The sequence below is a fragment of the Actinomadura vinacea genome, from assembly GCF_039532545.1.
GTDB classification, from domain to species: Bacteria; Actinomycetota; Actinomycetes; order Streptosporangiales; family Streptosporangiaceae; genus Spirillospora; species Spirillospora vinacea.
In genome coordinates this window covers 56,765-81,773 of record NZ_BAAARW010000044.1, presented here as the reverse complement: position 1 = coordinate 81,773, position 25,009 = coordinate 56,765, and the positions used below count along the sequence as shown (strand labels likewise).

Annotated in this window: 23 protein-coding genes, 1 tRNA gene and 1 pseudogene; 15 read left to right on the top strand and 10 right to left on the bottom strand. The window is 68.3% G+C overall.

The window, feature by feature from the left end:
- Nucleotides 1-2 precede the first annotated feature (2 nt).
- The 3 genes from ABD340_RS44615 to ABD340_RS44605 all read left to right on the top strand — a co-directional run bounded on the left by ABD340_RS44615 (nucleotide 3) and on the right by ABD340_RS44605 (nucleotide 2,074).
- Entirely contained in the window at nucleotides 3-1,283 is a 1,281-nt protein-coding gene (locus ABD340_RS44615; RefSeq protein ID WP_344597854.1) for an MFS transporter, read from the top strand.
- A gap of 90 nt (nucleotides 1,284-1,373) precedes the next feature.
- A complete protein-coding gene (locus ABD340_RS44610) occupies nucleotides 1,374-1,922 on the top strand; it encodes a response regulator transcription factor (RefSeq protein ID WP_344597852.1) in 549 nt (182 codons plus the stop codon).
- Nucleotides 1,923-2,001: 79 nt separating this feature from the next.
- Nucleotides 2,002-2,074: transfer RNA gene (locus tag ABD340_RS44605), tRNA-Lys, on the top strand.
- 296 nt (nucleotides 2,075-2,370) lie between these two features.
- On the opposite strand, the gene ABD340_RS44600 is transcribed toward ABD340_RS44605, so the two are convergent.
- The 3 genes from ABD340_RS44600 to ABD340_RS44590 all read right to left on the bottom strand — a co-directional run bounded on the left by ABD340_RS44600 (nucleotide 2,371) and on the right by ABD340_RS44590 (nucleotide 5,199).
- Nucleotides 2,371-2,925 carry a hypothetical protein gene (locus ABD340_RS44600; RefSeq protein WP_344597851.1) on the bottom strand — a complete coding sequence of 185 codons (555 nt, stop codon included), beginning with the start codon at nucleotides 2,923-2,925 and terminating at the stop codon, nucleotides 2,371-2,373.
- Between the two features lie 197 nt (nucleotides 2,926-3,122).
- Nucleotides 3,123-4,400, bottom strand: a complete 1,278-nt coding sequence (locus ABD340_RS44595) for a delta-60 repeat domain-containing protein (protein WP_344597849.1) — start codon at nucleotides 4,398-4,400, stop codon at nucleotides 3,123-3,125.
- Between the two features lie 325 nt (nucleotides 4,401-4,725).
- The gene (locus ABD340_RS44590; protein ID WP_344597847.1) at nucleotides 4,726-5,199 is read right to left on the bottom strand and encodes a hypothetical protein; all 474 of its coding nucleotides are present in this window, start codon (nucleotides 5,197-5,199) and stop codon (nucleotides 4,726-4,728) included.
- Nucleotides 5,200-5,228: 29 nt separating this feature from the next.
- On the opposite strand from ABD340_RS44590, the pseudogene ABD340_RS48250 reads away from it, so the two are divergent.
- The 3 genes and pseudogenes from ABD340_RS48250 to ABD340_RS48245 form a co-directional block, all read left to right on the top strand.
- Nucleotides 5,229-5,378 (top strand): annotated as a pseudogene (locus ABD340_RS48250) (hypothetical protein); the annotation flags it as partial.
- 188 nt (nucleotides 5,379-5,566) lie between these two features.
- Nucleotides 5,567-5,794, top strand: a complete 228-nt coding sequence (locus ABD340_RS44585) for a hypothetical protein (RefSeq protein WP_344597846.1) — start codon at nucleotides 5,567-5,569, stop codon at nucleotides 5,792-5,794.
- The gene (locus tag ABD340_RS48245) at nucleotides 5,770-5,895 is read left to right on the top strand and encodes a hypothetical protein (protein ID WP_425547537.1); all 126 of its coding nucleotides are present in this window, start codon (nucleotides 5,770-5,772) and stop codon (nucleotides 5,893-5,895) included. The genes ABD340_RS44585 and ABD340_RS48245 overlap by 25 nt, the downstream gene beginning before the upstream one ends.
- Before the next feature lie 375 nt (nucleotides 5,896-6,270).
- Here the strand turns inward: ABD340_RS48245 and ABD340_RS44580 are convergent, their stop codons facing one another.
- Nucleotides 6,271-6,876 carry an SMI1/KNR4 family protein gene (locus ABD340_RS44580; RefSeq protein ID WP_344597844.1) on the bottom strand — a complete coding sequence of 202 codons (606 nt, stop codon included), beginning with the start codon at nucleotides 6,874-6,876 and terminating at the stop codon, nucleotides 6,271-6,273.
- A 577-nt stretch (nucleotides 6,877-7,453) separates the two neighbouring features.
- Between ABD340_RS44580 and ABD340_RS44575 the strand changes: the two genes are divergently transcribed.
- Together ABD340_RS44575 and ABD340_RS44570 are read left to right on the top strand one after the other, a co-directional pair.
- On the top strand, nucleotides 7,454-7,885 hold the full coding sequence (locus tag ABD340_RS44575; RefSeq protein ID WP_344597843.1) for a hypothetical protein: 432 nt from the start codon (nucleotides 7,454-7,456) through the stop codon (nucleotides 7,883-7,885).
- Between the two features lie 234 nt (nucleotides 7,886-8,119).
- Nucleotides 8,120-8,638: an NUDIX domain-containing protein gene (locus ABD340_RS44570; protein ID WP_344597841.1), complete on the top strand. Its 519-nt coding sequence runs from the start codon at nucleotides 8,120-8,122 to the stop codon at nucleotides 8,636-8,638.
- 103 nt (nucleotides 8,639-8,741) lie between these two features.
- Here the strand turns inward: ABD340_RS44570 and ABD340_RS44565 are convergent, their stop codons facing one another.
- The 6 genes from ABD340_RS44565 to ABD340_RS44540 form a co-directional block, all read right to left on the bottom strand.
- On the bottom strand, nucleotides 8,742-9,623 hold the full coding sequence (locus tag ABD340_RS44565; protein WP_344597840.1) for a hypothetical protein: 882 nt from the start codon (nucleotides 9,621-9,623) through the stop codon (nucleotides 8,742-8,744).
- Complete coding sequence (locus ABD340_RS44560; protein ID WP_344597839.1) at nucleotides 9,616-10,371, bottom strand: hypothetical protein; 756 nt, start codon at nucleotides 10,369-10,371, stop codon at nucleotides 9,616-9,618. Before ABD340_RS44560 ends, ABD340_RS44565 begins: the two co-directional genes overlap by 8 nt.
- A gap of 194 nt (nucleotides 10,372-10,565) precedes the next feature.
- On the bottom strand, nucleotides 10,566-12,194 hold the full coding sequence (locus ABD340_RS44555) for a tyrosine-type recombinase/integrase (RefSeq protein ID WP_344597838.1): 1,629 nt from the start codon (nucleotides 12,192-12,194) through the stop codon (nucleotides 10,566-10,568).
- Nucleotides 12,148-12,456 (bottom strand): helix-turn-helix domain-containing protein, encoded by a 309-nt coding sequence (locus ABD340_RS44550; protein ID WP_344597836.1) that lies wholly within the window; start codon nucleotides 12,454-12,456, stop codon nucleotides 12,148-12,150. Before ABD340_RS44550 ends, ABD340_RS44555 begins: the two co-directional genes overlap by 47 nt.
- A gap of 252 nt (nucleotides 12,457-12,708) precedes the next feature.
- Nucleotides 12,709-13,887, bottom strand: coding sequence for a TRM11 family SAM-dependent methyltransferase (locus tag ABD340_RS44545; RefSeq protein WP_344597834.1), 1,179 nt, complete (start codon nucleotides 13,885-13,887; stop codon nucleotides 12,709-12,711).
- Nucleotides 13,884-14,711, bottom strand: coding sequence for a hypothetical protein (locus ABD340_RS44540; RefSeq protein ID WP_344597833.1), 828 nt, complete (start codon nucleotides 14,709-14,711; stop codon nucleotides 13,884-13,886). The genes ABD340_RS44545 and ABD340_RS44540 overlap by 4 nt, the downstream gene beginning before the upstream one ends.
- Before the next feature lie 546 nt (nucleotides 14,712-15,257).
- Here ABD340_RS44540 and ABD340_RS44535 point away from each other — a divergent pair.
- From ABD340_RS44535 to ABD340_RS44505, 7 genes are all read left to right on the top strand, one after another.
- On the top strand, nucleotides 15,258-15,683 hold the full coding sequence (locus ABD340_RS44535; protein WP_344597832.1) for a pilin: 426 nt from the start codon (nucleotides 15,258-15,260) through the stop codon (nucleotides 15,681-15,683).
- A gap of 328 nt (nucleotides 15,684-16,011) precedes the next feature.
- Nucleotides 16,012-17,337, top strand: coding sequence for a TrbL/VirB6 family protein (locus ABD340_RS44530; protein WP_344597831.1), 1,326 nt, complete (start codon nucleotides 16,012-16,014; stop codon nucleotides 17,335-17,337).
- Nucleotides 17,289-18,317, top strand: a complete 1,029-nt coding sequence (locus tag ABD340_RS44525; protein WP_344597829.1) for a PrgI family protein — start codon at nucleotides 17,289-17,291, stop codon at nucleotides 18,315-18,317. Before ABD340_RS44530 ends, ABD340_RS44525 begins: the two co-directional genes overlap by 49 nt.
- Nucleotides 18,314-20,131, top strand: a complete 1,818-nt coding sequence (locus ABD340_RS44520) for a VirB4 family type IV secretion system protein (protein ID WP_344597827.1) — start codon at nucleotides 18,314-18,316, stop codon at nucleotides 20,129-20,131. The genes ABD340_RS44525 and ABD340_RS44520 overlap by 4 nt, the downstream gene beginning before the upstream one ends.
- Nucleotides 20,128-22,617 carry a DUF8128 domain-containing protein gene (locus ABD340_RS44515; protein WP_344597826.1) on the top strand — a complete coding sequence of 830 codons (2,490 nt, stop codon included), beginning with the start codon at nucleotides 20,128-20,130 and terminating at the stop codon, nucleotides 22,615-22,617. The genes ABD340_RS44520 and ABD340_RS44515 overlap by 4 nt, the downstream gene beginning before the upstream one ends.
- Nucleotides 22,614-23,528 carry a replication-relaxation family protein gene (locus ABD340_RS44510; RefSeq protein WP_344597824.1) on the top strand — a complete coding sequence of 305 codons (915 nt, stop codon included), beginning with the start codon at nucleotides 22,614-22,616 and terminating at the stop codon, nucleotides 23,526-23,528. The genes ABD340_RS44515 and ABD340_RS44510 overlap by 4 nt, the downstream gene beginning before the upstream one ends.
- Nucleotides 23,528-24,511, top strand: coding sequence for a C40 family peptidase (locus ABD340_RS44505; protein WP_344597823.1), 984 nt, complete (start codon nucleotides 23,528-23,530; stop codon nucleotides 24,509-24,511). The genes ABD340_RS44510 and ABD340_RS44505 overlap by 1 nt, the downstream gene beginning before the upstream one ends.
- Nucleotides 24,512-25,009 lie beyond the last annotated feature (498 nt).

Here is a 25,009-nt window from a genome sequence, read left to right as displayed (position 1 = left end):
CCATGACCTCCGCCCTCCTCGCCGCGGGCCGCCGTACCCGGACCCGGTACGCCGTCCTCGCGGCCGACTTCGTGATCCTCGCCCTCAACTACGCCGACCGCGCCGTCATCGGCGTCGCCGCCCCCGTGATCATGTCGGAGCTCGACATCTCCAAGGCGGCCTTCGGCTGGATCCTGGCGGCCTTCGCCTTCACCTACTCCCCGTTCGGCTTCATCGGCGGCTGGCTGGCCGACAAGTACGGCCCGCGCAACGTGATGGGCTGGGCCGCGATCGTCTGGTCGGTGTTCACCGCGCTCACCGCCGCCGGCGTCGGCTTCGTCAGCCTGCTGATCGTCCGCCTCCTGTTCGGCTGCGGCGAGGGCCCGCAGGCCACGGTGACCGCCAAGGTCATGCACAACTGGTTCCCCAAGCGCGAACTCGGCATGGCCGTCGGCGTCGCCAACGCCGCCACCCCGCTCGGCGGCGCGATCGGCACCCCGATCGTCGTCGCGATCATGTCGGCCACCCAGGACAACTGGCGGCTGCCGTTCATCATCTTCGGCGCGGTCGGCATCTTCTGCGCCATCGGCTGGTTCGTCGTCGTCCGCGACACGCCCGAGCAGCACCCCCGGGTCTCCCCCGCCGAACTCGCCCACATCCGCCAGGACGCCAAAGAAGAAGAGACCGCTCCCACCGACGACCGCCCCTGGTGGAGGAACCTCTCCCTCCCCGCCGTCTGGGCCACCGCCATCGCCTACTTCGGGTACGCGTGGATCCTCTGGACGTTCCTCAACTGGTTCCCCACCTACCTCACCGAGGAGCGCGGCATCGACATCGAGGGCCTGGCCGTCGGCGCCGCCGTCCCCTGGATCGGCGGCTGCGCCGGCCTCGCCCTGGGCGGCGTCTTCACCGACTGGCTCGTCCGCCGAACCGGAAAGTCCGGCGCGCCCCGCCGCTGGACGGTCATCCTCTGCCTCGCGGCGACCGGCATCCTGTTCGGCTTCCTCGGCCAGGTCGGCAACACCTTCAGCGCCGTCGCCCTCATGACCGTCGTGGTGTTCCTCCTCTATTTCACCGGAGCCCAGTACTGGCTGATCGTCGGCGAGGCCGTCCCCGCGGCCTCCTACGGCTCGGTCTCCGGCGCCGTGCAGATGTTCGCCACCACCGCCTCGATCATCGCGCCCGCCGCCACCGGCTATCTCGTGGAGTCCCGGCTGGGCTGGGGCGGCATGTTCGCCATCGCCGCCGGCATCGCCGTGCTCGGCTCCCTGGCCCTGGCGGCCTTCGGCCGCAGCCGCGCGTAACCGCCCCGGGCCTGGCGGGGATCCGCCAGGCCCGCATTGGCTCCAGGTGATCGGGCGGTTATGCTCGTAGCCCACCCCACCGGAGACGGGATGAGTGTCGACGAAACGGCCCCGCTGCGCGTTCTCGTTGCGGTCGCCGATCCCCATGCCCGCGCCGACGTCATCACACGCTTGGCCGCCGGGCCCCAACTCGAGATCGTCGCCGAGAACGATGGCCCCAACACGGTGCCCCTGGCCGAACGCCTGCGCCCCGACATCACCCTCCTCTGCACCGACAGCGCCCACCACACCCCGTCCATCACCCACCTCTCCCGCGTCTTCGTCCTGACCCCGGACGGCTCCGCCGTCCCCGACGGCGCCACCGGCCACCTCCCGCCCGGCTTCACAGTCTTCGACCTCCTCCGCCACATACGCGACGCCAGCCGCATCACCCACGGCCTCTCCGCCCGCGAGGCCGAGGTCATGGACCTGATCGCCAGCGGCCGCTCCAACGGCGAGATCGCCCGCCAGCTCTTCCTCAGCGAGAAGACCGTCAAGAACCACGTCAACCGCATCTACGCCAAGCTGGGCGTGGACTCCCGAGCCACCGCCATCGCCCTGTGGCGCGGCATGATGAGCGCCCTGCCGGCCAAGGACTAATCGATTCGCACAGGTCGGCGCGTCCTGCTAACCTTCTGGATGTCGCCAAGGGGCAAGCTCCACCACCCCCCACCGACAAGCGCCGTTAGCTCAATTGGCAGAGCAGCGGACTCTTAATCCGCGGGTTCGGGGTTCAAGTCCCTGACGGCGCACCCCGCTTCACCAGGGCAAACCTCAAAGATGTACCGGTTTGACCGCCACTCTTTATGTCCGGCTTTGTTCCCATGTTGGCTCCATGTTGGCTCGCCGACACAAACCGAGACAACAACGGTCGCCGCCACGGGCACCGAGTGGCGTTCCGGAACTAGCCGCCCTGCCCTCGACCGAGCGGCCGTGCCAGGACTATTGATCACAGCAGGTGTGCTCTGACGTCCGGCCGGAGGACGTCGCAGCCCGTGGGGCTCCTGAGGCGGAGGCCCCCGGATAGTGGCGATCAGAGCAGCAGGTGTTATTCAGGCGGGTGAACAGCCGTGCGGCACGGTTGATGGCGCATCGGCGACGAGCTGCTGGATAACGACGTCCTGCTGCTGCCGGAGGAAGATGCGGCGGGCTTGAAGGGGTCCAGCTTGCCGCCGGCGGTGTTAAGGATCTCCCACACCGTGGACGCGGCGATCACATACCCGAGCCGGGCCAGCCCACCCCGGATCCTCCGGTGCCCCAGGCCGGACTGTCCCGCGCTATCCACACGCTCGGCATCCTGATCGAAACGCCGATGGACGGCCGTCCGGTCGGTGTAGGTCCACTTGCGGGCGACCAGGTGGCGGTGCCAGCGCCGGGGCGTTGCTGGGGTGACCGGGAAGATGTCCGCCCACCGGCGGCGGTGAGCCAGCTGGGACAACGCCGCCAACCACAGCCAGGTCGCCGTGATCCCACTGCGGCCGACCACGCAGCTGGCGACGGAGTACATGGTTCTCGTGCCGCAGCACGAGCAGTTCGACGGCGGCACACCTCCGGGGGCGTCGCCCAGTCGATCAGCGTGGCGGCGCCCGTTGTCGTTCGGCATGCACAGGAGACCGCCACCTCAATGCACTACGAGGTCAAAACAATCTTCGACCCACTTCTCTTCGCCTGCCCTTTCGAAAGCCTGTGCTGCGCTGGCGGTAACAACCGTGGCAGGGCTGCGATATTGGACGTCACGGCCCTGGCGTGTCCGCGCAAGCGGAACGTGGATGACCTTTCTACGCTTGATTGAGTGGTTGATCAGTTCAGAGGGAACATGCCGATGCGGCCGTGGTATTCGCGCCCGAGTTGGTCGGTGTCGCTGCCTACGATTAGGCCCTCAGGGACAGCCACGAATGCTTCCACGCCGACACCCAGGCTGCGTGTGGGGTTCCAGGCGATGTCTTTGGCCTTGCCGGTTTCTGGATGGATTGCTCCGATCCCAGGACGCTCAACAGCGCCGGGGCCAGCGCTGTTGTAGCCCTGCGGATTGTCCAACCAGCGATGGTGTCCGCCCACGTAGACGGCTGGGCCGGTCACGGCCACCGACAGCAGGGTGTCCCCTCCTGTGTAGTTCACCCACGTGGGGCTCTGCCTGGGGCCGGTCCGGTTGGTCTCCCACCTGGCGGCGGTGTCGCACAGGCGTGTGATCCCATAGCCGGGGCCGCCTGTGGTGACGACGACGAAGTAGGAGCCATCGGGTGAGAAGTCCATGTCCCGCATGTAGGTGTGATAGTCCGGATGGCATTCACCTGAGTAGTCGTCGGTGGCCCAACTCGATAGTGTCGGGGTGGAGGCCAGATCGATCACGGCGATCTGCGGCCGTGACTCACCGTTGACCTTGGTGAAGGTGCCGTTGATCAGTAGCTTGGTGTGCGCTTGGTCGACGGCCATGTTGCGCACGTTGAGCTGCGCCGCTTGACGTCGCTTGTCGGACGCGATGATGTTGAAGGCCGGGTCTACCGCCCCGGTATTGGGGTCCAGGCGCGCGAGATTGGACCGGTGCTCGTTCGTGACGGTGTCGGTGATCGTTCCGAACTCACCGCTGGCATAGAGGAAGCCTCCGCGCGAGACGAGAGAGGTGATGACACCAAAGTCGATGGTGGACCGGTTGAATCTGGTGTCGACCGCTCCGGTGGACACGTTAAGCCGTGCGAGCCTTTTGGTGGTCGTTCCGTTGATGGTCTCGAATCTTCCACCGATGAAGACGGTGTTGTCCGGCCCCGGTGCGACGGCGTAGATGGTGGGGGGAGTCTCGGGCTTGAAGACGATCTGGGGTTTGAAGTTCTGTTCGATCAGTCCTGTGGTCTTGTCGTAGGCGAATAGATGGTTCTGCTCGATTACCGGCGATCCTGTCGCAGCGTTCTGGATTTTGCTGAAGTCGCCTCCGACGATGACCTTGTTGCCGACGACGGCAATTCCTCGCACCGTTCCATCGAGGACGTGCGGAGTGTTGTCCACAGGATTTTCGCTGACGACGCGGCTGTGCTGAATGTCTGCCCTCGCGGCCGGGGCGGCGGCGATTCCCTGTGCGAACACTGCTAACGCTGTGAATGCGGTAGCAGCGATCTTCCCCTTTAGTGATGACATTTACATCCTTCCTCGGAGCACCGTTCAGGGGGCTTGAACATAACGGGTCATCGAATCTAAGCGGGGATGGCTTGGTCACGGTCGGCGCGGGTAATTGAACAGCGTGATGGGAGTCGCTAATTCGGTTAGCCTGGCCAGTTCTAGCAGGTGGCCCGTAATGCGCTCCAATCCTGGTCAGTCAAAACCTCACGTTCAGGCTGGAGTACTCAGGCGCACTGAACGAAACGATGGCTGATGTTCATTCAACAAAAGCCCCCTGCATACAAATGCCAGCCTACGAATCATTGCGAGGTTCGGGTAGGACCCACTGCGCACCGTACCTGTCAGTCTGTTTGTAGATTATTTGTGGTTTCGCCGGCGCTGGCCATACCTGTATCAGGTAGTCCTCGACCGGATCCTGGACCGCAGAATCAATCGCGGTGTCCCTGCCCCGAGCATGGACTCGCGTCCGGTAGTGGCCTGGACCATCAGGAGTGAGAATCGGAAACGGAGGTGCCCAATCCATCATTGCGGCAACCTCCATTTCACCTTCGGTGGCTTCGAGTGTGACTTCTACAGCCTCGTCCCACTCGTCCACGCTCACGGGCGGCGCCTGGTGGTGGATTTCGACGACCAGCCGCACATATCCCGAGAAGATACCGGTTTTGACTGCCGCAAAACCCGGCGCGACCGCGATCAGTCGGTTGGTGAAGTCCGGAATATTGGGGCGCTCCTCCAGTTCGGCGAGGAAGAACAGGTGATGGTCCACCCTCAGGTTGTGCTGTGCCCTATCCGTGCATGAAGCCATGGTCATATGATACATGGAGTCGCCTACGGCACGATGTTGATATAGAACGGGTCGAGATTGATCATTCTTTGCGTTCGATACATCTCATTCCGGCGATGTCGCTCGCGCTGGGGCTGATGAACATGCTGCCGTTCTTCCCCTTCGACGGCGGACGGATCTGGGATGCGCTGCTGGGCCGGTGGGTGTCCCGCGCGCTCAGCGGGTGGTGCGGTCGCTCGGGCTCTGCTGCGCCCTCGGCCTGCTGGTCTACAGCGTGGGCAGTGACGTGGCGCATCTGGTCGGCTTGTGACCCTGCTTACCGCCTTCCACCGCATCTGAGGAGCCTGCAGTGCCCGACACCCGTACCGTCTGCCGTTCCTGCCAGGGCACCAAGCTCGCCCGGCACTACCTGTGCGGCGACTGCTGGGCCCAGCTGCCCGAGCCGGCCCGTACCGCGCTCAACCGCCGCGACAACGTCGCGTTCCGCCGCTTGGTCGACCTGCACACCCAGCTCCGCGAAGGCGTCCCCCTCCACGAGATCGAGGTAGCCCCATGGCCCGCACGCCCGAGCACCTGAGCGACGAGCAGCGCGAGCGGCTCGTCGAGCTCCTGGCCGCCCGCATCCGCCGCGACGTCCGCATCCACGCTGGCCCGAACGCGCTCCTCCACTCCCGATAGGGGTTCCGGTAGTAGGGGTCCCGGTAGCAACGGCCGAAAAACCAACGGATATGAGCGTGACGGGACAGAACGCAAGGTCTGTCCCGTCTCTGGAACAGCATCACCGCAGGTCAGGCTCTTGACGCCGGTTTCCGACCCAATCCGGTCCTGCTGGCCGTACGGCGTGCCGCCGCCGAAACCCCTTGCCGAGTCCGGAGGGATCGCCACAGGTCACGGACAGGTTCGTTGGATTTTCCGCGATTGCTACCGGGACCCCCAAAACGATCACAATCAGAGGTCGCTGTGGCAGCAGATGCTGCCGCAACCGATCGCACATTGCGCGGCTCCGTTGCCCGATCCCCTCTCTCGGTTCCGTGTGGCCTCCGTGCTGGACGGCTAACGACCTTGCTCAGAACCCGGCCCGCGGTAGACCAGCGAGGATGAGTGCCAATCGGCCAGCCGTCGGCGACGACCGGTGGGGGTTCCCTTGACAGCACCGACTCCCCGTAGCCAACTCAGATACCACTCGCCGAAGTCAGGGCCGGGCACGAGGGCACCGCCTACGCTCACCTCGTCACGCCAGACTTGTCCGCTGGCCGGTCCTGTCACGATCAGTCGGAAGAACGCACCGCAGCCGATCTCGGTGATGATCATCGACCCGGTCAGCACGTCGTCGTAATCCCCGTCGTCGTCCAGCTCGTCGAAGCACTCCGCGGGAACGCGAGTGGTGAACGGGAACGGTATGGCCAGATACCCGGGCCCGTAGGGCGGCCCGTGGCCCACCCACCGGGCGGACCGATGAAGCGGCCATAGACCATGGTGCGGACCGGCCCCGCCGTCACCGACCTGAAGGACGAAGTTGCGATACGACTCAGGCAAACGGACCTCGTGACTCCGCTCTAAGGCAAGAACGTACTCCAACTCCAGCGGCGGCCTCAGTTCAAAGCCCTCGCGCGGCAGCGGACCTCTCTCCCTCAGCGAAGCAAGGCCAGCAAGGATCACACCGGGATTCCATCCTAGTCCATGCCGCGTCCATCCCCTCAGTGGCGACGCTCAGGTGACTCACCTCGGAATCTACGCCGACAACGGCCTCCGCCGCCAGGCAATAGATCGTGGTGCGCCAACCGTCATTGCCGTGTGATCGTCAGCAGTGGCGCGCACGCCGTGACCGCCAGCGACACACCGTTGACCAAGAAGGAGCGAATCTCAGACGAGGTAATCACCGATCCGTGAGACACCGGAGTAGTGACATGCTCGACTGCGTGGGGAGAATGAAGTCACCGATCGGGTCGCGTGAGAGGCTGATCGCACGGAGAACCAACCGGCAAGAACGACCACTCCCTACGCTGTCGTAAAGCCTCACACGGCGCTGTCGGGTATGACACCACCGAACTCCTCATGCGAGGCGCTCGGGAAGGACAGGGGTCATCCTCGCACAGCTGGCGCTGCCCGGCTCAGCGAGCAGGAGGATCTGACAAAGTTCTTCGTTGTCGAACAGAGCTAATGTTCGACCTCCTACACCAGGCGGACATCGACTTCCCAGGAATCTCACACGTCCCCGACCAGCTGATTGGCGAACATGACAGAACTTCCCCGTACGCGGCTCGCGATCCTCTGCCGCTTCCCTGGATGCGACCAGGCGGCGGCGATGGTGGAGCTTGTGCCCAATGGAGGGCGTTACGCGGACGGCAACACCGACCTGCTCCACCAGATCCAGCTAACCGACTCGACCAGCTCCGGCACCATCAGGCTGAGCGGCTTCCTGCCCTATACCGAGTATTCCATGCAGGTCACCGACTACGAGGCGACAACCACCGCAGTACAAAACGCGGGCGCCGACGCCGCATCGGTACTCCACGAAATCGACAAGGAGTACGCACCGTTCTACTGTCGGCATTGCCTTCGCCCCTACTGCGGACAGCACTGGCAGCTGAAGGCAACGTTCGACCACGGCTTCGACTACTACTCAGGCTCCTGCCCGTACGGACACCGCAAGTTCATCGACCACTGATACCCGCTCCGTACTGAGGCGACCGGACAAGCAATGCTCAGATCCTGTGGATCGGGCTCGGGAAGGCGTACCGCGTTGCCGCGTGGGTCGGGAAGGCACACTCGTGCCCAGCGTAGTGAACGCCGACGGTCGCCCTCGTCGGTGCCGGAGCCCGCTTCGAACGCGGCCACCTCGTCGAACGACCCGACGAAGCCCCTGTCCCCACAGCCGCTTGATCCTCGCTGGAGCGAAACCATGAACGACATCGCCGGGAATGGCGTCGACTTCACCGCATCGATCAACAGCCAGGAATGGCACGTTGCGTGGTATCCACCTCCTGACCCACCGCCGGGTACGCCACACGGCGCGGAGGCGGTGTGCGTCACCGGCGATCGGATCGTCGCGGTCAGCAAAGACGGACAGCGGTGGGGCCTGCCCGCCGGTCGCCCCGAGCGACATGAGCACTGGGTCGACACGATGCGCCGCGAAATCTGTGAGGAGGCCTGCGCCGAGGTGCTCGATTGCCGGCTCCTCGGGTTCAGCCGGGGCGTGTGCGTGCGGGGTCCGCAGGAAGGGCTCGTGCTGGTCCGGTCGATGTGGCGAGCAGAAGTGCGCCTGGCTCCGTGGGATCCACGCTTCGAGATGGCTCACCGCCGCCTCCTGCCGGCGGAGAAGACGTTCCAGTCCCTGACCATCCCCGACGGCCTTGGCCCCTTTTATCGCCGACTGTTCGTCGAAGCCTCCATCTCCCGCCCCGACATCCACGATCTTTGACCGCCAGATCACCCAGGCGACGAACGCATTAAAAGATCTTGATCCACAGGTCTTGACGATAGCTCCGACCGGACCAACCGGAGCAGACCAGCCCTATAGCCGGTCACGCGGTGAGAGGCGGCTCCAATCCGGAACCCGGCTCGAGCTCGGAGGTGGGTGAAGGTGCCCGTTCCAGGTGGTTCAGTGGTACCACCACGCAACGGAGGTCTGCAGTTCGATGAACTGGACCGGGCTGATGGGCTTGCCGTACAGCTCGTACGGGCGGCCCACTGCGCGGCCCGTGGTGCCCTGGGGCAGTTCTTCCCACTCGAGCCGCATGACCACGGTTTCGCCGTCGCGGAACAGGTTGAGCTGGTCGTACACGTGGCGGTCGTTGTCGAGGTCGAAGGCACCCCACGGGTACCGGTTGGCGCCACCAGCGTGCGAACGCCTCGTCTCCGGCGAACTTGTCCAGCACGTCGCGGTACACGCCCAGTTCTTCATAGTCCATGGGCCGGATGGTCCAGTCCAGGAGCCGCGCGTCCACGATCTTGGGCATGACACCCTCCTCGGCGAACCGGTCGAGCAGGTCGGCTCCGAGCTCGTCCCAGGCCTGGGAGCTGATGACCGCGGTGCCATTGAACGGGCTGCCGCCCTGGATCACAACGGAGTTCTTGAGGTCCAGGACGGTCTTGTTGATGGGGCAGGTGACCTGCCGGGCGACGTGCATGCGCAGCGTTTCTTTGTCCATGGGCTCATCGGGGGCGGCGCGCCCGGCCAGCGTGCGCAGCAGCTCGTCCACATCGGTCTGTTTCTTGGTCTCCTTTGTGGTCTGGGGCGTCGGCCACGCGGGACACGGGCCGATGAGCATGGCGAGGCAGAGCAGGACGGCGGACGGGTCTCCGATACGGCGCGCATAGGCCAGGGACGCACCGACCTCGGCGCGCTTCGCGGGGGTCTGCGGGTGGTTGATCACGCACCAGCACCGCCGGGTCTGCTCACGCATTGGCCAGCTCCTTCTTGACCTGGAGCAGGCGCGCCCGAAGGCCGGCCCGCGTGGTGTGGTTGGTGACCTTGACGGCTCCGGCGTGCCAGCACCCCGATGCTGCGAACAGCGGCTGTCCCTGGGGCGCTCGGCAGACCGCCACGACGGCATCGGGCCAGCGGCCCAGTGACGCGCCTTCCCACACGACCAGGGGCCGCCAGACCAAGGGCCGGCTCGGCAGGGCGCGGATCCAGGCGTACCCGTCCTCGGCCACGTACGGGGGCTCGGGGATGGCCGACGCCCGCCGTTCGAAGAACCCGCAAGCCACGTCGTGCGCTTGGGGACGTGTCGGGCCGGTTGGGATGGTGGTGCCCGTGGGGATCTCCGGGCCGTCCCCGACGATGCGGTACTCGGTCAGCTCGCGGTCGCGGTTCCAGATCAGGCGCCGTTGGTCTGCGGTGTGCGGGTCGATCCAGCTCCAGCGGGGAGCGCGCGTGCGGGGGTCGCTGCCCTCGCTGACCCGAACACCGCTCGGGAGGATGTGGTCCTGGACGTCGCCCTGCGGCACGGGTGGTTCGCGCGGGCTGACCGCTTCCAGGCAGAGCAGTGGGACGCGCAGGCACGGGCCGCCACCGGTCAACTCGACCGCCACCGTGAACGCTCCCGGCGTGCCCTCGGTCTGACCGAGGAACTCGGCCTCGGTGCCGCTCGGGACGCCTTCCCATCCGATCCGGTACCGCACCAGGTCACCGGGGTAGATCGGGCTCACAGGGTGGTCTCCGTCATTCTCGTGGAGCTCTGGTCTCCGTTCTCGTGGGGGCCGATATGGGGCTTGACCTGCTGGTCGCGCCTGTGCCGCATGGTCCTGCCTTCCTGCTCAGGAGGTGGAGCCCGGGCCGCGTCGCATGCGGCCACGGGCACAGGGGGCGGCCCCGTCGAGGGCCGCCCCCTGCTTGTGGGTGGCTACTTCGGGACTGCGACCAGCGCCTTCCCTGGCCGGGAGATCTGACCGTTCGAGCCGGCTTTGGCGCCGTGGTGATCGGCGGTCAGGACGATGGCGGCGGCGTCTTCGGCGGACTGGCGGGCCAGCTGCGGGAGCAGGCTGGTGTAGATGTCGGCGGCGATGGTGATCGACGACAGCCGCAGCGTCTCCTGGACGACCTTCATGTCGTATCCGGCGGCCAGCAGGAAGGTCGCGGCGCCGTGCCGGAGATCGTGCAGGCGGATCGGCGGCAGCCCGGCTTCCATCGACAGGTACTCGAACTGTTCGGTGACCTGGCTGGGGTTCAACGGCTCACCGGTCGGGGTGGTGAACACGTACCCGGTCTCCACCCACGCGTCCCCGGCTTCGAGACGTACAGCGTTCTGGCGGGCCTTGTGCGCGCGCAGGACCTTGACTGTGGTGCTGTCGAGGCTGATGGTCCCCTCCCCGGCCTCTGATTTGGGTTTGCCCTCACGGGTCTCGGTCCCGTCCTGGGTGATCTGCCACCGGATCGTGGCCGTCCCGTTCTCCAGGTCCAGGTCGGACCAGCGCAGGCCGCAGGATTCGCCGCGGCGCAGGCCACGGAAGGCGATCAGGTGGAACTGGGCGTACAGCCGGTGGTGGCGTGCGCGGTGCAGGAACCGCTTGGTCAGGGCGGGTGTCCAGACCATCACCCTGGAGGGGCGTGGGGCACCGATGTAGGCGTCCAGCCGGTTGATCCGCGTCCCGATCCTGGTGTGTGGTTCGAGCTGTGATTGGCGTTTGCGGCGTGCGTTCATCGTCTCGATGTGAGCGGCGAAGTCCCGCTCCCATTGGGTGATGCGTTCGTCGGTCCACACCAGCGCCTTGGGCGCCTTGCCCGAGGGCAGCTCTACCAGGGCGGCCACGTTCACCTCGATCAGCCGCTCGCGGATCGCCTTGTTCAGCGCCGATCGCAGGGTCGCCCGGATCCGCTGTTTGGTGGCCGAGCCGACCACCCGGCGCCCTTTGACCTTGGCGCGCAGTTTCGGGTCGCAGGATTGGCGGGCCTGGGTGATGGTCTCGTTGTGTTCGTCGATCGCGTCGAAGACGCGGTCCACGTCCCTGACGCCGAGCCGGTCCAGCCGGATCTGGCCGAGGTGAGGTATCAGGTAGAGGTCGATGTGGTTGGCGTAGCTGCGGCGGGTGCCCTCGCGCAGGTTCTTGCGCCCGGCCAGCCAGGACTCCAGGTACTCCCCCACCGTCACCGACGACGCCAGGTCCTGGCCGGTGCGGATCTTGCGCCGAACATCATCCGCGACCGGGAGTGTCTTGGTCGCGCGGACGGTAGCCGTGATCAGATCGGCGATCTGCGCCCGTGCCGCTTCGTCGTCACCGGCAATCGCCAGCAGCTCCTTGGCTTGGTTCATCTCCTCCTCCGCGGCATCCTGGGAGGAGAACCCGCCGCGGCGCAGCGGTGCTCGCCGGCCGCCCGCAGCGGTGAGAGGCAGCTCCAGCTGGTACTTCCACTTCCCGTGGCTCGTGGTCCAGCGCCCGTCGCTGCGGCGCAGCCTGGGGCATCTAGTGCCCAGCAGCCTGCCTGCCTCATCGCGGCATCCGCAGGCCTTGAACGTGCTTCCCTTGGCGGCCACTCATTCCTCCTGTTGCTGTGCGGGGCTGCCCGTCCGGCGACGGGCCGAACGAGGTGTCCACGGCCAGGCCGAGGGCGGTGAGCAGGTCGGCGGTACGCACCCGGTAGCTGCGCCCGATCCGCAGCACCCGGCACGGGAACTGTCCGGTGCGGGCGAGCTGGTAGGCGGTGGTGCGGCCGATGCCGAACGCGCGTCCTGCGGTGACCAGATCGACGGTGACGGGCAGCGAACGGAGCTCCGCTGGTGTCAGTCCCGGGTTCACCACACGTCCCCAACACGACCGCGACGACCGGCCCATCGGGCGCGGCTGGCCGTCCGGGCCCGGCGTGCGGACCGCAACCGGACGGACCCGGGGGTACCGGTGTCGGGTGTTGGGGTGTCATGGGTGTTCTCCAGCGGATCGGGATCGTTCCGGCGGTCACGGCCGCCTGCCGTAGCCCGCGGACGCGGGTGTGGGCGATGGCGGCCGGTCGTGCCGGGGCGCTGGTATGCACGCTCGACTCGTCCCCGCACGTCAAGTCCGCCGCTGGCGCGTGGGAGGAAGCGAACGACGGTGACGGGCGGACCGGTGATCTGGCTCTGTCCCGGGATCGAGGTCAGATGCCAGCTCGGCCCACAGAGGTAGGCGCGGAGCCGGGTTCCGGGGGCGGCGACGCGGGCTGCTCGGCGGGCTGTGCGCCGGGTCAGGTAGCGGGCCCTTCCGCAACGTCCGCAGGCGCCCAGTTGCAGACGGCCCAGCACCTCCTCGATCCGTGGTCGGCTGGTCCGGTTCTTCTGAGCGGTGCGGTGGCTCCTGGGGTCGGTCATCGTGGGCTCCTCGCTCGTCTCGTGGGTGGTTTTCGTCCAGATCGATGGCGCGTTGGAAGATCAGGAGGTCTTCGTGGGCGGTGGCGCAGGCGGGTATGCCCTTGTCGTGGGCGCGGCGGGTTTCGAGCATCTGGAAGAAGGAGGCGCGCGGTATCAGTTCGCCGTCGCGGAGGCCGGCCAGCAGTGCGGCGAGGCGGTCGGTGAGGACCAGCCCGTGGTGGTGCGCGGTTTGGATGACGCGGCCGGGCAGGTCGATCAGCTCGCCTTGGTGGCGGATCGGGCGGACGGTGATCGCGATGATGCCGCAGGGCCGCAGCAGTTGCGCACTGGCGTCCAGGATCTGGCCGAACCCGCTCAGCAGGGCGGTGAGGTTGTGGTGGGCGAGGTTGCCGCGGTCGGTGGAGTAGCGGTGGTTCCATTTGGTGACCGGGCCGCCGTCCCCGTCGCGGGTGCCCGAGCGCACGTGTCCGTGGGTGTGAGAACCGTACGGTGGTGAAGTGAGGATCAGCGTGGCCTTGCCCTGAAGGGGTGCGTGTGCGCTGGCGATGGTGCGGGCGTCGCCGATGACGAGTCGGGCGGTGCCGGTGGCGCCTTGGCGCTGGGCGAGCAGGACGTTGGCCGCCGCCATTTCCGCCCAGGATGCTTCGTATTCCATTCCGGCCGCGTCGCGGCCGAGGTGGATCGCCTCGACCAGGGTGGTGCCGATCCCGCACATCGGGTCCACGACCACATCGCCCGGAGCGGTGAAGGCTTCGATCACCTGGGCGGCGAGGGCGGGCAGCATCTTGCCTGGGTGCCGCATCGATTCGGGCGTATACCGGCCCTGGCGTTGGAGCCGTGAGGGCCGCTGCCCCGTCGCCAGCACCGACAGCAATGGCATGTTCATCGGGCGCCTCCCGGTCGAAGGAACAGGCAAAGATCGGCGTGGACTGTGACGGCGGGTGGTAGGACGCGGGAACGGCTGTCGCGAAGTTCGGCCAGATCCGTGGGGCCCGCCTGGACCATCAGGGAGTCTTTGTCGACGGGGACGCGCAGCGCGATGACGTGCTGGGCGTAGCGGAACCCCAGCCCTTGGGCTTGGCGGATGATGCGCGGTGCCGGGTCGATCAGCCGGTCGTTCTGGTGCCGGGCGGTGGTGATGACCGCCAGGACTCCGCCCGGGCGCAGCAGCTTCCAGGAGGCGGCCAGAAACGCTCCCAGGTGTTCGCCGCTGGGCGTCCCCATGTCGGCCCGGCAGGCCGGGCACCCGCGCTCCCTTGATCTAGGGCTGCCACCGCCGGGGTCGTAGGGAGGTGGCGCGGCGATGACCAGGCCGACCTCGCCCAGGTGGTCAGCCATGCCGCGGGCCATCTGGTCGGGGCGGCACGGGCGCATCCCCGCCCGCGCCAACTGCTCCTCGGTCAGGGTCGTGCGGAGGCGCGAGCCGATGTGCTGGGCAAGTGGGAAGTGCGGGACGGCGGCCAGGCCACGCCGGTTGAGTTCGGCTGCGGCGACCAGAGTGGCCTCGCTGGTGGTGAAGGCTTCGGCGACCGTGTCTCCTTCGCGGGTGCCTAGCGCGATGAGGTGGCGGGCGAGTTGGTGTCCGACGGCCTGGCGGTGCCGTGCGCAGAGCTCTGCCGTTCGAGCCGCCGCCGGGGTGTCGGATGGTCTGGTGTCGTGGTCGGGCCGGGTGGAGTTGTCGGAGCAGAGCCAGACGGTCAGTGGGAGCATCCGCCGTGTCGTGGAGGCGGTGTCTGGGCCGCCGGAGCGGTGGTGGCCGTGGTCGTTCGGGTTGGAAGGTGTGTGGTGCATCTGCTGGGTGACCCGAGACGGTCACCCGATCCCCTGTGCACCTTTGAAGCACCGCCGAGCAGCCCGGTTTTACGGCGGAGGCCGGTCACGTCTTCGTCAAGAACTCGCGACCGGTGCTTTGCCCGGCCACGCGCGACCGGGGACCGGCCACCACCGTCACAGCGCAGTGTCACCAGGCGCTCGATGCCGCCCCGAGGCGCATTCACAGGCGTCACCGCTGGTCAAGGTTCAGCAATCTCTTGCGGCGTGGGCGTGAATCTGGGCGGTTGAGGCGGTGCTTCATGGGGGCCAGTCGAGATCACGGGCCCGGCACGGCCAGGGCGGACGGTTCACCCGGTCCCCACCGTGCACAACCCGTCACCCAGTCGCCTTTCGAGGAGGACGCCCGCAGCCCGGGCTGTACCGGCGCCCGTGATCTCGTCCGGCAGTTCGTTCTTCCCATCGTCAGATTCTGGAGACGCTGCCATGAGCACCAACAACCGCTCGCACCACACCGCCCCGACCGCCCAGGAGCAGCCCAGTGCGCCCCGCGTGCGCTGCCAGAGGGCTAACCGGGGTCGGCTGGTGGCCGCCTCGTTGCTGTGGACGGCCGGGTGTGCGGCCACCGCGCTGGTGGTGCCCGATGTCGCCGAGGCCGGGACGCTGCTGGCCAAGGCCGAGTCGCTGAACCAGGTCATCACCAACCTGCGGAACGTGATCGTCAGCCTGCTGGTGGGGCTGGCCACGCTGTTCGCCACCATCGGCGGCGTCCGCTACATCCTGGCCGGCGGCGACCCCGGAGAGGTCGAGGCCGCCAAGAAGACCCTGCGCTACGCCGCGCTCGGCTACGGCGTAGCGGTCCTAGCACCAGTGCTGGTCAAGCTGCTGCAGAGCGTCGTCGGTGAAGCGTGACCCCGGGCCCGACCGGCCCTGCCGTGGTCAGCTGGGGCAAGTGGCGGTCGCAGCGGGCTTGCTCGTGATCGCGGCCGTGACCCTGATCGCCGGTGCGGCGCCGGGCGTGGCGGATACGCCGTCACCAGCACCCTCCCTCACCCAAGCCCCGTCCCCGACCGCTCCCACACCCAGCACGCCGCCGCCGGCGCCATCGTCCAGTCCGGCTCCGCAGCCGACCAGCTCGAGCCCGGCGGCTCCGTCCCCGCTTCCAGCGCCAGCCTCCTCGCCTGGGACCGGGCAGCAAAAGTCTGGAGGGGAGGAGTGCGGGTTCGTCGATGTCGGGTGCATGGCCAAGCGGGCCGTGAACGGGTGGTTTGAGGACCTGGTGTCCTGGGCCGCCAAGCCGGTCTTCGGGATGTTGCGCGCGACGGTGCTGGGGACTCCGGAGCTGGACTCACCCGATATGGCACGGGCGCGGGACCTGTGGGGCACGTCGCAGACCATCGCCAACGTCTGTTTCGTGCTGGTCGTGTCGGTGGCCGGTGTGCTGTTGATGGCCGGGCAATCCCTTCCCGGCGGTGAGCTGACACCGGGGCGGCTGCTGGCCCGGCTGGTGGCGGCGTTCCTGGCCTCGAACCTGAGTCTGATCGTCATCGGGTACGGGATCTCGTTGGCCAACGGGCTGGCCGGAGCGTTCCTGACAAGCGCCGAGAAACGCATCGATCCGGGCGTGATGGCCGATGTGATCGCCGGCTACATCGCCGCGAGCCTGATCCCGATGCAGCCCTTCACCGCGTTGATCGCTCTGGGCGTGGTGGTGCTGGCGTTGTGCGTGGCCTTCATCTACATCGTCCGCGTCGCGATCACGATGGTGCTGATCGCGGCGGCGCCGGTGGCGCTGATGTTCCACGCCCTGCCGATGACCGACGGGCTGGCGCGGCTGTGGTGGCGGGGCATCACCGGTGTGCTGGCCATTCAGGTGGTCCAGTCGCTGGTGCTGGCGACAGCGTTCCAGTTGCTGTTCACCGAGATCAAGAACGATCAGGGCTCGGTTTTGGGCATCCCGACCCGCAACGACGCCATCGACCTGCTGCTGGCCACCGCGCTGCTGTGGCTGCTGATCCGCATCCCGGCCTGGGTGGCACGCACCATCTGGCAACCCGCCCAGCCCCGCATGCTCGGCCAGCTCCTCAAGAGCTTCCTGCTCTACCGAGGGGTGGGCGCCGTGATGAGCAAGACGGGCGCTGCGGCCATGCGTGGTCTGACCACCTCAAAGCCGTACCGGTTCCCGCAACGAGACCAGCCGAACAGGCGCTGGCAACCGCCGCCGCCCACCCCTGCTCCCAGGCATCCCGTTCCGCCGCCTCCGTCCGAGCCGGCGGGCGAAGACTCTGACACCGACCAAGGCAGGAGCCCCGTGCAACTCGCCCTACCGATCCCGGCCGCGGGCCACTCCGCCTCCAAGCGGCCGGTGCAGCTTGCGCTTCCGATCCCGGTGACTCGCGTGCCGCGTCCGCCCGGGGCCCGCCCGGCTCCGGCTCCGCGGCGACCGCGCGTGCGGTCGGGCCAGCTGATGTTGCCGGGGATGCCCAAGCGGCCCGTGCCGCACCGTCAACTGCCCTTGTGGATCGAGCCGCCCAAGACCCGAAACCCATCCCGGAGGAAACCGTGAACCGCCACGACACCCCGCCCCTGTCGGCGAAGATCCCGGCGGATGTGGACCGCCCGGACAAGATCCTCTACGGCATGACCGCTAGGCAGCTGTCGATTCTGGCCGGCAGTGGTGCGGTCGCTATGGCCATAGTGCTCGCGGGCGGTGACCGGTTGCCCTTGCCGTTGCTGGCGGCCCTCGTCCTGCCGGTCGTTGCCGGCGGTGCCGTGCTCACGGTTGCGCACCGGGACGGCTTGAGTCTGGACCGGCTGGCGGTTGCCGCCCTGCCCCATGCCCGACGCCCCAGAACCCGGGTGTCAGCGGGCGAGCCGGTGCAGGGTCCGCCCTCCTGGTGCCGGATGCGTGGCCGCCTGCCCGCTCCGCTGCGGCTGCCCGTGCGGGCGGTGCGCGAGGACGGGGCGATGGAGTTGGCCGAGGGCGGCACCGCAGTGATCGTGCGGGCGGGAACGGTGGCCTTCGGGCTGCGGACGCCGGGTGAGCAGGCCGGGCTGGTCGCGGTGTTCGGGCGCTGGCTCAACTCTCTTGACGCGCCTGTCCAGATCCTTGTCCAAGCGCGCCCGGTCGATCTGTCGGGCCTGGCCGGACCGATCCTCGAGGCCGCACCCACGCTGCCCGATCCGGACCTGGAACAGGCCGCCCGGGACCACGCCGACTTCCTCAACGAGCTCGGCGCTCGGCATGACCTGCTCATCCGCCAAGTCCTCATCGTGATCAGCGACACCACCCAGCAGCACCAGACCGATCCCCGTCCCTGGAGCAAGTCCCGCAAGCGGAGCGCGGGCCGGGACGCTGGCGCGGCCGTGGCCCTGCGGCGAGCCGACGAAGCCGTCCGCTCCCTCAGTGCCCTCGGCGTCACGGCCGAGGTTCTCGACGCGGCCATCTGCACCGCCGTCCTGGCCGAATCTCTATCCCCAGCCGAACCCCGTCCTGTGGATAACGCAGGGCCCGATGAAGTGATCACCGCCAAGGAGGAGCTGTGACGCGACGAACGATCATCAGCTGGCTCGCCGAGGGTCTCCAGCGTTGCGGCCCGTTGAACGAGGAGTCGGAGGTGGGTGCGGCGAGCGTGCCCGGTCCGTCGGCGTTGCGGGTGAACGCCAGGACGGTGGAGTTGCCGGGCGAGGTGTGCGCCTCCTTCGCGGTGACCGGGTACCCGCGCGAGGTCGGCGCCGGCTGGCTGGAGCCCCTGCTGACCTATCCGGGGCGTTTGGACGTCTCGTTGCACGTTGAGCCGGTGCCGCCGCTGGTAGCCGCGCAACGGCTCCGGCGGCAGCTGGCCCGTCTGGAGTCGGCCTCCCGCGCCGATGCCCACCGGGGCAGACTGGCCGACTTCGCGGCCGAGGCCGCTGCCGACGATGCCGCCGAACTGGCCGCCTCCCTCGCCCGCGGCCACGGCCGCCTGTTCCGCGTCGGGCTGTACCTGACCGTGCACGCCGCCACCCAGGACGACCTCGACGCAGAAGTGCAACAAGTGCGGGCGCTGACCGCGTCCCTCCTGCTGGACGCCCAGCCGGCCACGTTCCGTGCCCTGCAAGGGTGGACCACCACTCTCCCGCTCGGGGTCGACAGCCTGAACGTGCGGCGGGCGTTCGATACAACCGCGCTGGCGGCCGCGTTCCCCTTCTCCTCGCCCGACCTGCAGCCCCGGCTCGGTGAGACGCCGGTGTTGTACGGGCTGAACGCCTACTCGGCCGGGGTGGTGGTCTGGGACCGGTTCGCCTGCGACAACCACAACTCGGTCACCATCGCCCGCTCGGGCGCGGGCAAGTCCTACTTCACCAAGCTCGAAACCCTGCGCCTGCTGTATCAAGGCGTGCAGGTCGCGGTGGTCGACCCCGAAGACGAATACCGCCGCCTCGCCTACGTGGTCGGCGGCACCCACATCGGGCTCGGGGCCCCGGGAGTGTGCTTCAACCCCTTCGACCTACCGCCCGGGCAGGACGAGGACACCCTGATCCGCCGCGCGTTGTTCGTCCAGACGCTGGTGGCGGCGATGCTCGGCGAACCGCTCGCGCCGACCATGCGGGCGGTGCTGGACCGGGCCGTGATCGCCGCCTACGCCGCAGCCGGCATCACCTCCGACCCGCGCACCTGGAAACGCCAGGCCCCGCTGCTGGCCGACCTGGCCGCCCAACTCGACCTCGCTGCCCAAGCCGGAACAGCCGAGGCCGGGGAGCTGTCGGCGCGGCTGGCCCCGTACGTGACCGGGTCCTACCGGGGCCTGTTCGCCGGGCCGACCACCACTCGCGCCGAGGGCCATCTGGTCGTGTTCTCGCTGCGTGACCTGCCCGAGGAGACACGGCCGGTCGGGATGCTGCTGGCACTGGATGCGATCTGGCGCCGGGTCACCGACCCCGACGACCGTCGCCGCCGCCTGGTCGTGGTCGACGAGGCCTGGACGCTCATGCGCGAAAGCGAAGGCGCCCGCTTCCTCTACAAACTCGCCAAATCGGCGCGGAAACACTGGGCCGGGCTCGCGGTGGTCACCCAGGACGCCGCCGACCTGCTGTCCTCCGACCTCGGACGCGCGGTCATCGCCAACTCCGCCACCCAGATCCTGCTCCGACAGGCTCCCCAGGTCATCGACGAGATCGCAGAGGCGTTCCACCTCACCGACGGAGAGAAGGCCTTTCTTCTTTCGGCGGGCAGGGGCGAGGGCCTGTTGTGCGGCACCGAGGGCGGCTCCGACCGTGCCGCCTTCGCCGGGGTGGCCAGTGCACAAGAACACAGGTTGGCCACCACCGACCCCGCCGAACTCGCCGCACCACAGCGAAAGAAGGCAGGCCCGCAATGACTCTGCCCCTATCACCCGCACTCGACACCGGCGGCTGGCTGGACTTCCTGGCCCGGCTCTTGCGCGACCCGCAGCCACTCATGGAGACGGCCAGTGAGCATGGGCCGTTCGCCGGTGCGTGCGTCCTGGCTGGGGCTGCGGTGCTGACGGCGGCGCGGTCGCTGCTGTGGCGTTGGCAGAACCAGCGACTCGCCCCAGGGGCGCGGCTGATCGAGATCGCGGTGCCGCCCAAGATCGAGGACAGCAGCGCCGCCGCGTGGTGGTCGCGCCTGGTGGGCCTCACCGCCCCCGCATGGAAGCGCACGCTCTTCGGGCAACCACATCTGACGTTCGAGTACATCGCCGACCACAACGGCGTCCGGTTCCAGATCTGGGTGCCCGGGACGATTCCTGACGGGCTGTTGGAGAAGGCGATCCGGTCCGCATGGCCCGGCGCCACCCTGACCACCCGTCCCGCCACACCCCCGATCCCAACCGAAGCCGCAGCCGCCGGTGGGCGTCTCGTGCTGGGACGGCCCGACTCCTTTCCACTCAACACCGACCACACCACCGACCCGCTGCGCGCCTTGTTGGGCGCTGCGTCCGGCCTGGCCGAGGGTGAGCACCTCGCCGTCCAGGTGTCCGCCCGCCCGGTGACCGGACGCCGCCTGCACCGCGCGCACCGGGCCGCAGCAGCACTCCGCGCAGGCAGTTCCACCAGCGCTCGCGGGAGGGTGTTCGACCTGCTCACACCAGGCAGGACACCCTCCAGAGAGTGGCAGGCGGGCGAGATATCACGCCATTTCCCCGAGCGTGCCGACCAGGTCCGCGCCATCCTCGACAAAGCCTCACAGCCCCGTTTCGCGGTGCGGATCTGCTACGCGGTCGCCACCACCAAGCTTGAAGGCGGCGAGGCCAAGGCGTGGCTGCGGGGCTACGCGCACGAGATCGCCTCCACCTTCGCCCTGTTCACCTCCGGCCACCAGCACCTACGCCGCCGACGCCTCCCCAACCCCGCAGTGCATCTGGCCGCCCGCCGACTCGACAGCGGATACCTGCTGTCGGTCCCCGAGCTGGCCGCCCTCGCCCACCTTCCCCACGATCTGGCCGCGCCCGGCGTCACGCGCGCCGGCGCCCGGCCGGTCACGCCCTCGCCCGCCGTGCCCACCGCAGGCCCCGGGATACGGGTGCTCGGGGACTCGGAGGCGGGGGCGGCCCGGCCGGTGGGCCTCACCGTCGCCGGCGCCCGCCAACATGTGCACGTCCTCGGGCAGACCGGCGTCGGCAAATCCACCTTCCTGGCCAACCTCGTCCTCGCCGACGCCCAGGCCGGACGCGGCGTCCTTGTCATCGATCCCAAAGGCGACCTCGTCTCCGACGTCATGGACCGGCTACCCGAACGCGCCATCGACCGAACCGTGGTGTTCGACCCGGCCGCGCCCGGGAAGCCACCGAGCCTGAACGTGCTGGCCGGGACGGATGCTTCGTTCGCGGCCGAGTCGATCGTCACCACCTTCCGCCGCTGCTTCTCCTCATCCTGGGGACCCAGACTCGACGACCTGCTGCGCTCGGCCTGCCTGACCCTCGTCCGCGTCAACGGCGCACGCGCCACTCTCGGCGACATCCCTCGCCTGCTGGTCGACACCCCATATCGGGCGCGGGTGACCGGCAGGCTTTCTGACGAGCTGCTGCGCGGATTCTGGGCTTCCTACGACGAACTCACCCCCGCCGCACGCGCCTCAGCCATCAGCCCGGTCATGAACAAGCTCCGCGCCGTACTGCTGCGCCCCTTCATCCGCCACACCCTGTCGGGTGGCCAGTCGACCGTCGACCTCGCCCACATGCTCGACACCGGCGGGCTGATCCTGGCCCGTCTGCCCAAGGGTGTCCTGGGTGAGGACGCCGTGCGGCTCTTCGGGTCGCTGCTGCTGGCCCACACCTGGCAGGCCGTCACCCCACGCGCCCAGCAGGCCGAGCACCAGCGGCGCGACGCCGCCGCCTACATCGACGAGGCGCACAACTTCCTCAACCTGCCCGGCTCGGTCGGCGACATCCTCGCCGAAGCCCGCGCCTACCGCTTCAGCCTCGTCCTGGCCCACCAACACCTCTCCCAACTACCCAAAGACCTCCGTGAGGCAGTCTCGGCCGACGCCCGCAACAAGATCTACTTCGCCGCCTCACCCGAAGACGCAGCCGATCTGTCGCGTCACACCGCTCCACTCCTCACCCCACACGATCTCTCCCACCTGGGCGCCTTTCAGGCCGCCGGACGGCTGATGCACGGCAGCGCGCCCACTCCCGCCTTCACCTTCCGCACCCGCCCACTACCCGACCGCATCCCGGGGCGGGCACGGGAGGTTCAGCGGGCCTCCCGTGAGCACTTCGTGGCCACCGTCCCCGAACGCGAGATTCCCGACGTCGGGCTCCGCGACCTATCAGCCGATCCCAGCGGTCCTCCAGTCAACGAAGGCCCATCACCTACGGACAAGGATGAGGAGCTGGCATGACGCAGCCCAGGAAAGTCGTCCACCGTCTGCGTGGGGCGCAGGCTCGTCCACCGCGGGTGACGCCGGAGCTGGTGGCCGATCTGGCCTATCGCCTCACCGACCGCGATCGGACGATGCTCGGCCTGGTGTGGGAACACAAGGTGCTCACCACCGACCAGATCACCGCACTGTTCTTCCGCACACCCGAACGCGCCCGCCAGCGGCTCAACCAGCTCTACCGCCTGTATGCGCTGCTGCGGTTCCGGCCCTGGGCCCCGGTCGGGTCCCGGCCCTGGCACTGGGTCCTCGGGCCTACCGGCGCCCACGTCCTGGCCATCGCACAAGACAAGACCCTCGAGGAGTTCGGCTACCGGCAGGCACGCGCCACCGCCATAGCGCTCTCGTCCAAACTCGGACACCAGGTCGGCGTGAACGACTTCTTCACCCGCCTGAACGCCCACGCCCGCGACCGATCGGACGGCACCTCGGTGCAGGAGTGGTGGTCCGAGCAACGCTGCGCCAACCTGTGGGGCGACCTCGCCCGCCCCGACGCCTTCGGCCGCTGGACCGAACCCGCACCCGACGGCACGCCCAACACTCTGGACTTCTTCCTCGAGTACGACAACGGCACCGAAACCCTGGCACGGGTCGCGGCCAAACTCGGCGGCTACGCCGACCTCGCCGAATCCACCGGCACCACCACCCCCGTCCTGTTCTGGCTGCCCAGCCCACGACGCGAAGCCAACCTACGCGAACGACTCGGGACCCCCGAGGTCCCCGTCGCAACCGCCGTCCACACACTTTCCAGCTCTCTCCAAGGGCCTGCTGGGCCGGTGTGGCGACCAGCCGGAACCCACGGCCCAAAGCTCCGCCTCGCCGCCCTGGCCCGAGTGTGGCGAACCACCCGAAACCCTGAACCCGAGCGGTCCTGATGCCGCTCCTCATCGGGGCGGTGGTCGCCGTGCTCATGCTTGCGGCGGTGTTCGTCGCCGTCCTCGGTGCCGTCCTGCCCGGTTCCGACTCCGGAGAGGCGGCGTGCCAGCCGCCCTCGGGACAGACCGGTCTCGGGATCCCCGCCGTCTACGGCGCCTTGTACCTCAAGGCAGGCCAGCGGTACGGAATCGGGTGGCACGTGCTCGCCGCCGTCGGCAAGATCGAATCCGACCACGGACGCGGCACCGAACCCGGCATCAAATCAGGCACCAACCAGGCGGGCGCGGCTGGACCCATGCAGTTCCTGGCCGGGACGTGGGCGGCCTTCGGCGTGGACGGCGACCGCGACGGCGACAAGGACGTCTACGACCCCGCGGACGCCGTCCCGGGCGCCGCCCGCTACCTCAAGCACGAAGGCGCACCAGACAAGATTCATCAGGCGCTGTTCCGGTACAACCACTCGACCACCTACGTTCAAAGCGTCCTGCGCCAAGCTCGCGCCTACGCCAAGGCCGGCGAGACCACCCGAGGTGCCTCCTCAACAGCGCCGCAGGCGAGCGGGGCCTGCGGCGAGGTCGACGCGTTCCCGGTACAGGCTCCCGGCCAGGCAGCCTCAAAGGCGATCACCTTCGCTCGCGCGCAGCTCGGCAAACCGTACGGCTGGGGTGCCGAGGGCCCGGACTCTTTCGACTGCTCGGGCCTGACCTTTGCCGCCTACCGCTCCGCCGGAATCACGATCCCACGCGTGTCCGGCGACCAATGGAGACACGGACCAAAGGTGCCGCGAGGGCGGGAAAGGCCAGGAGACCTGGTCTTCTTCAACTCCGGCCCCGGCACCACGACCACCAACCCCGGTCACGTCGGCCTGGTCATCGCCCCCGGCAAGATGATCGCCGCACCACGAACCGGAACCGTCATCCAGATCCAGTCCTACAACCGCAGCAACCTGCTGGGCTTCACCCGCCCCACCCCGCGCCGCTGACATCCCGCGCCCGGTTCCCGGGCGCCCGGGCATGGCCGTCAACCCGTTCCACAGGAAGGCATGAGGCGTTCAGCGTTGGCCGTGGTCGTGGCCGATGAGGGCGCGGCCGAGCGCGTCATAGGCATCGGCAGTAGCAGCGTCTTCCGCGTGGTCCTGGCAGAGCTGACCGTCGTCAGCCTGCCCCAGTCACGGCACCAGTCCGGTGCACGGCCTCGGTACTCGGCGGCATCGCGCAGCACGCGAACGAGGACCTCTCGGCGCCCAGGACCGGCATCGCGGCGGCAACGGTCCGGCGGGCCGCCAAGATCAGCTCATCTAGGGCCAGCGTGAAGTTGCTGGCTCCTGGTCACGGGATGCACCGTCCACATGATCGAGAACCTCGGTGAGATCGCGAATCCGGTCGAGCAGCGGCCCGCCAACCTCACACGGGCGGTCAAGGTTCGCAGTGTGTGCCACGAGGACTTCCTTGGAGTGTCCCGTGTCGCGGCCAGTGGCCCC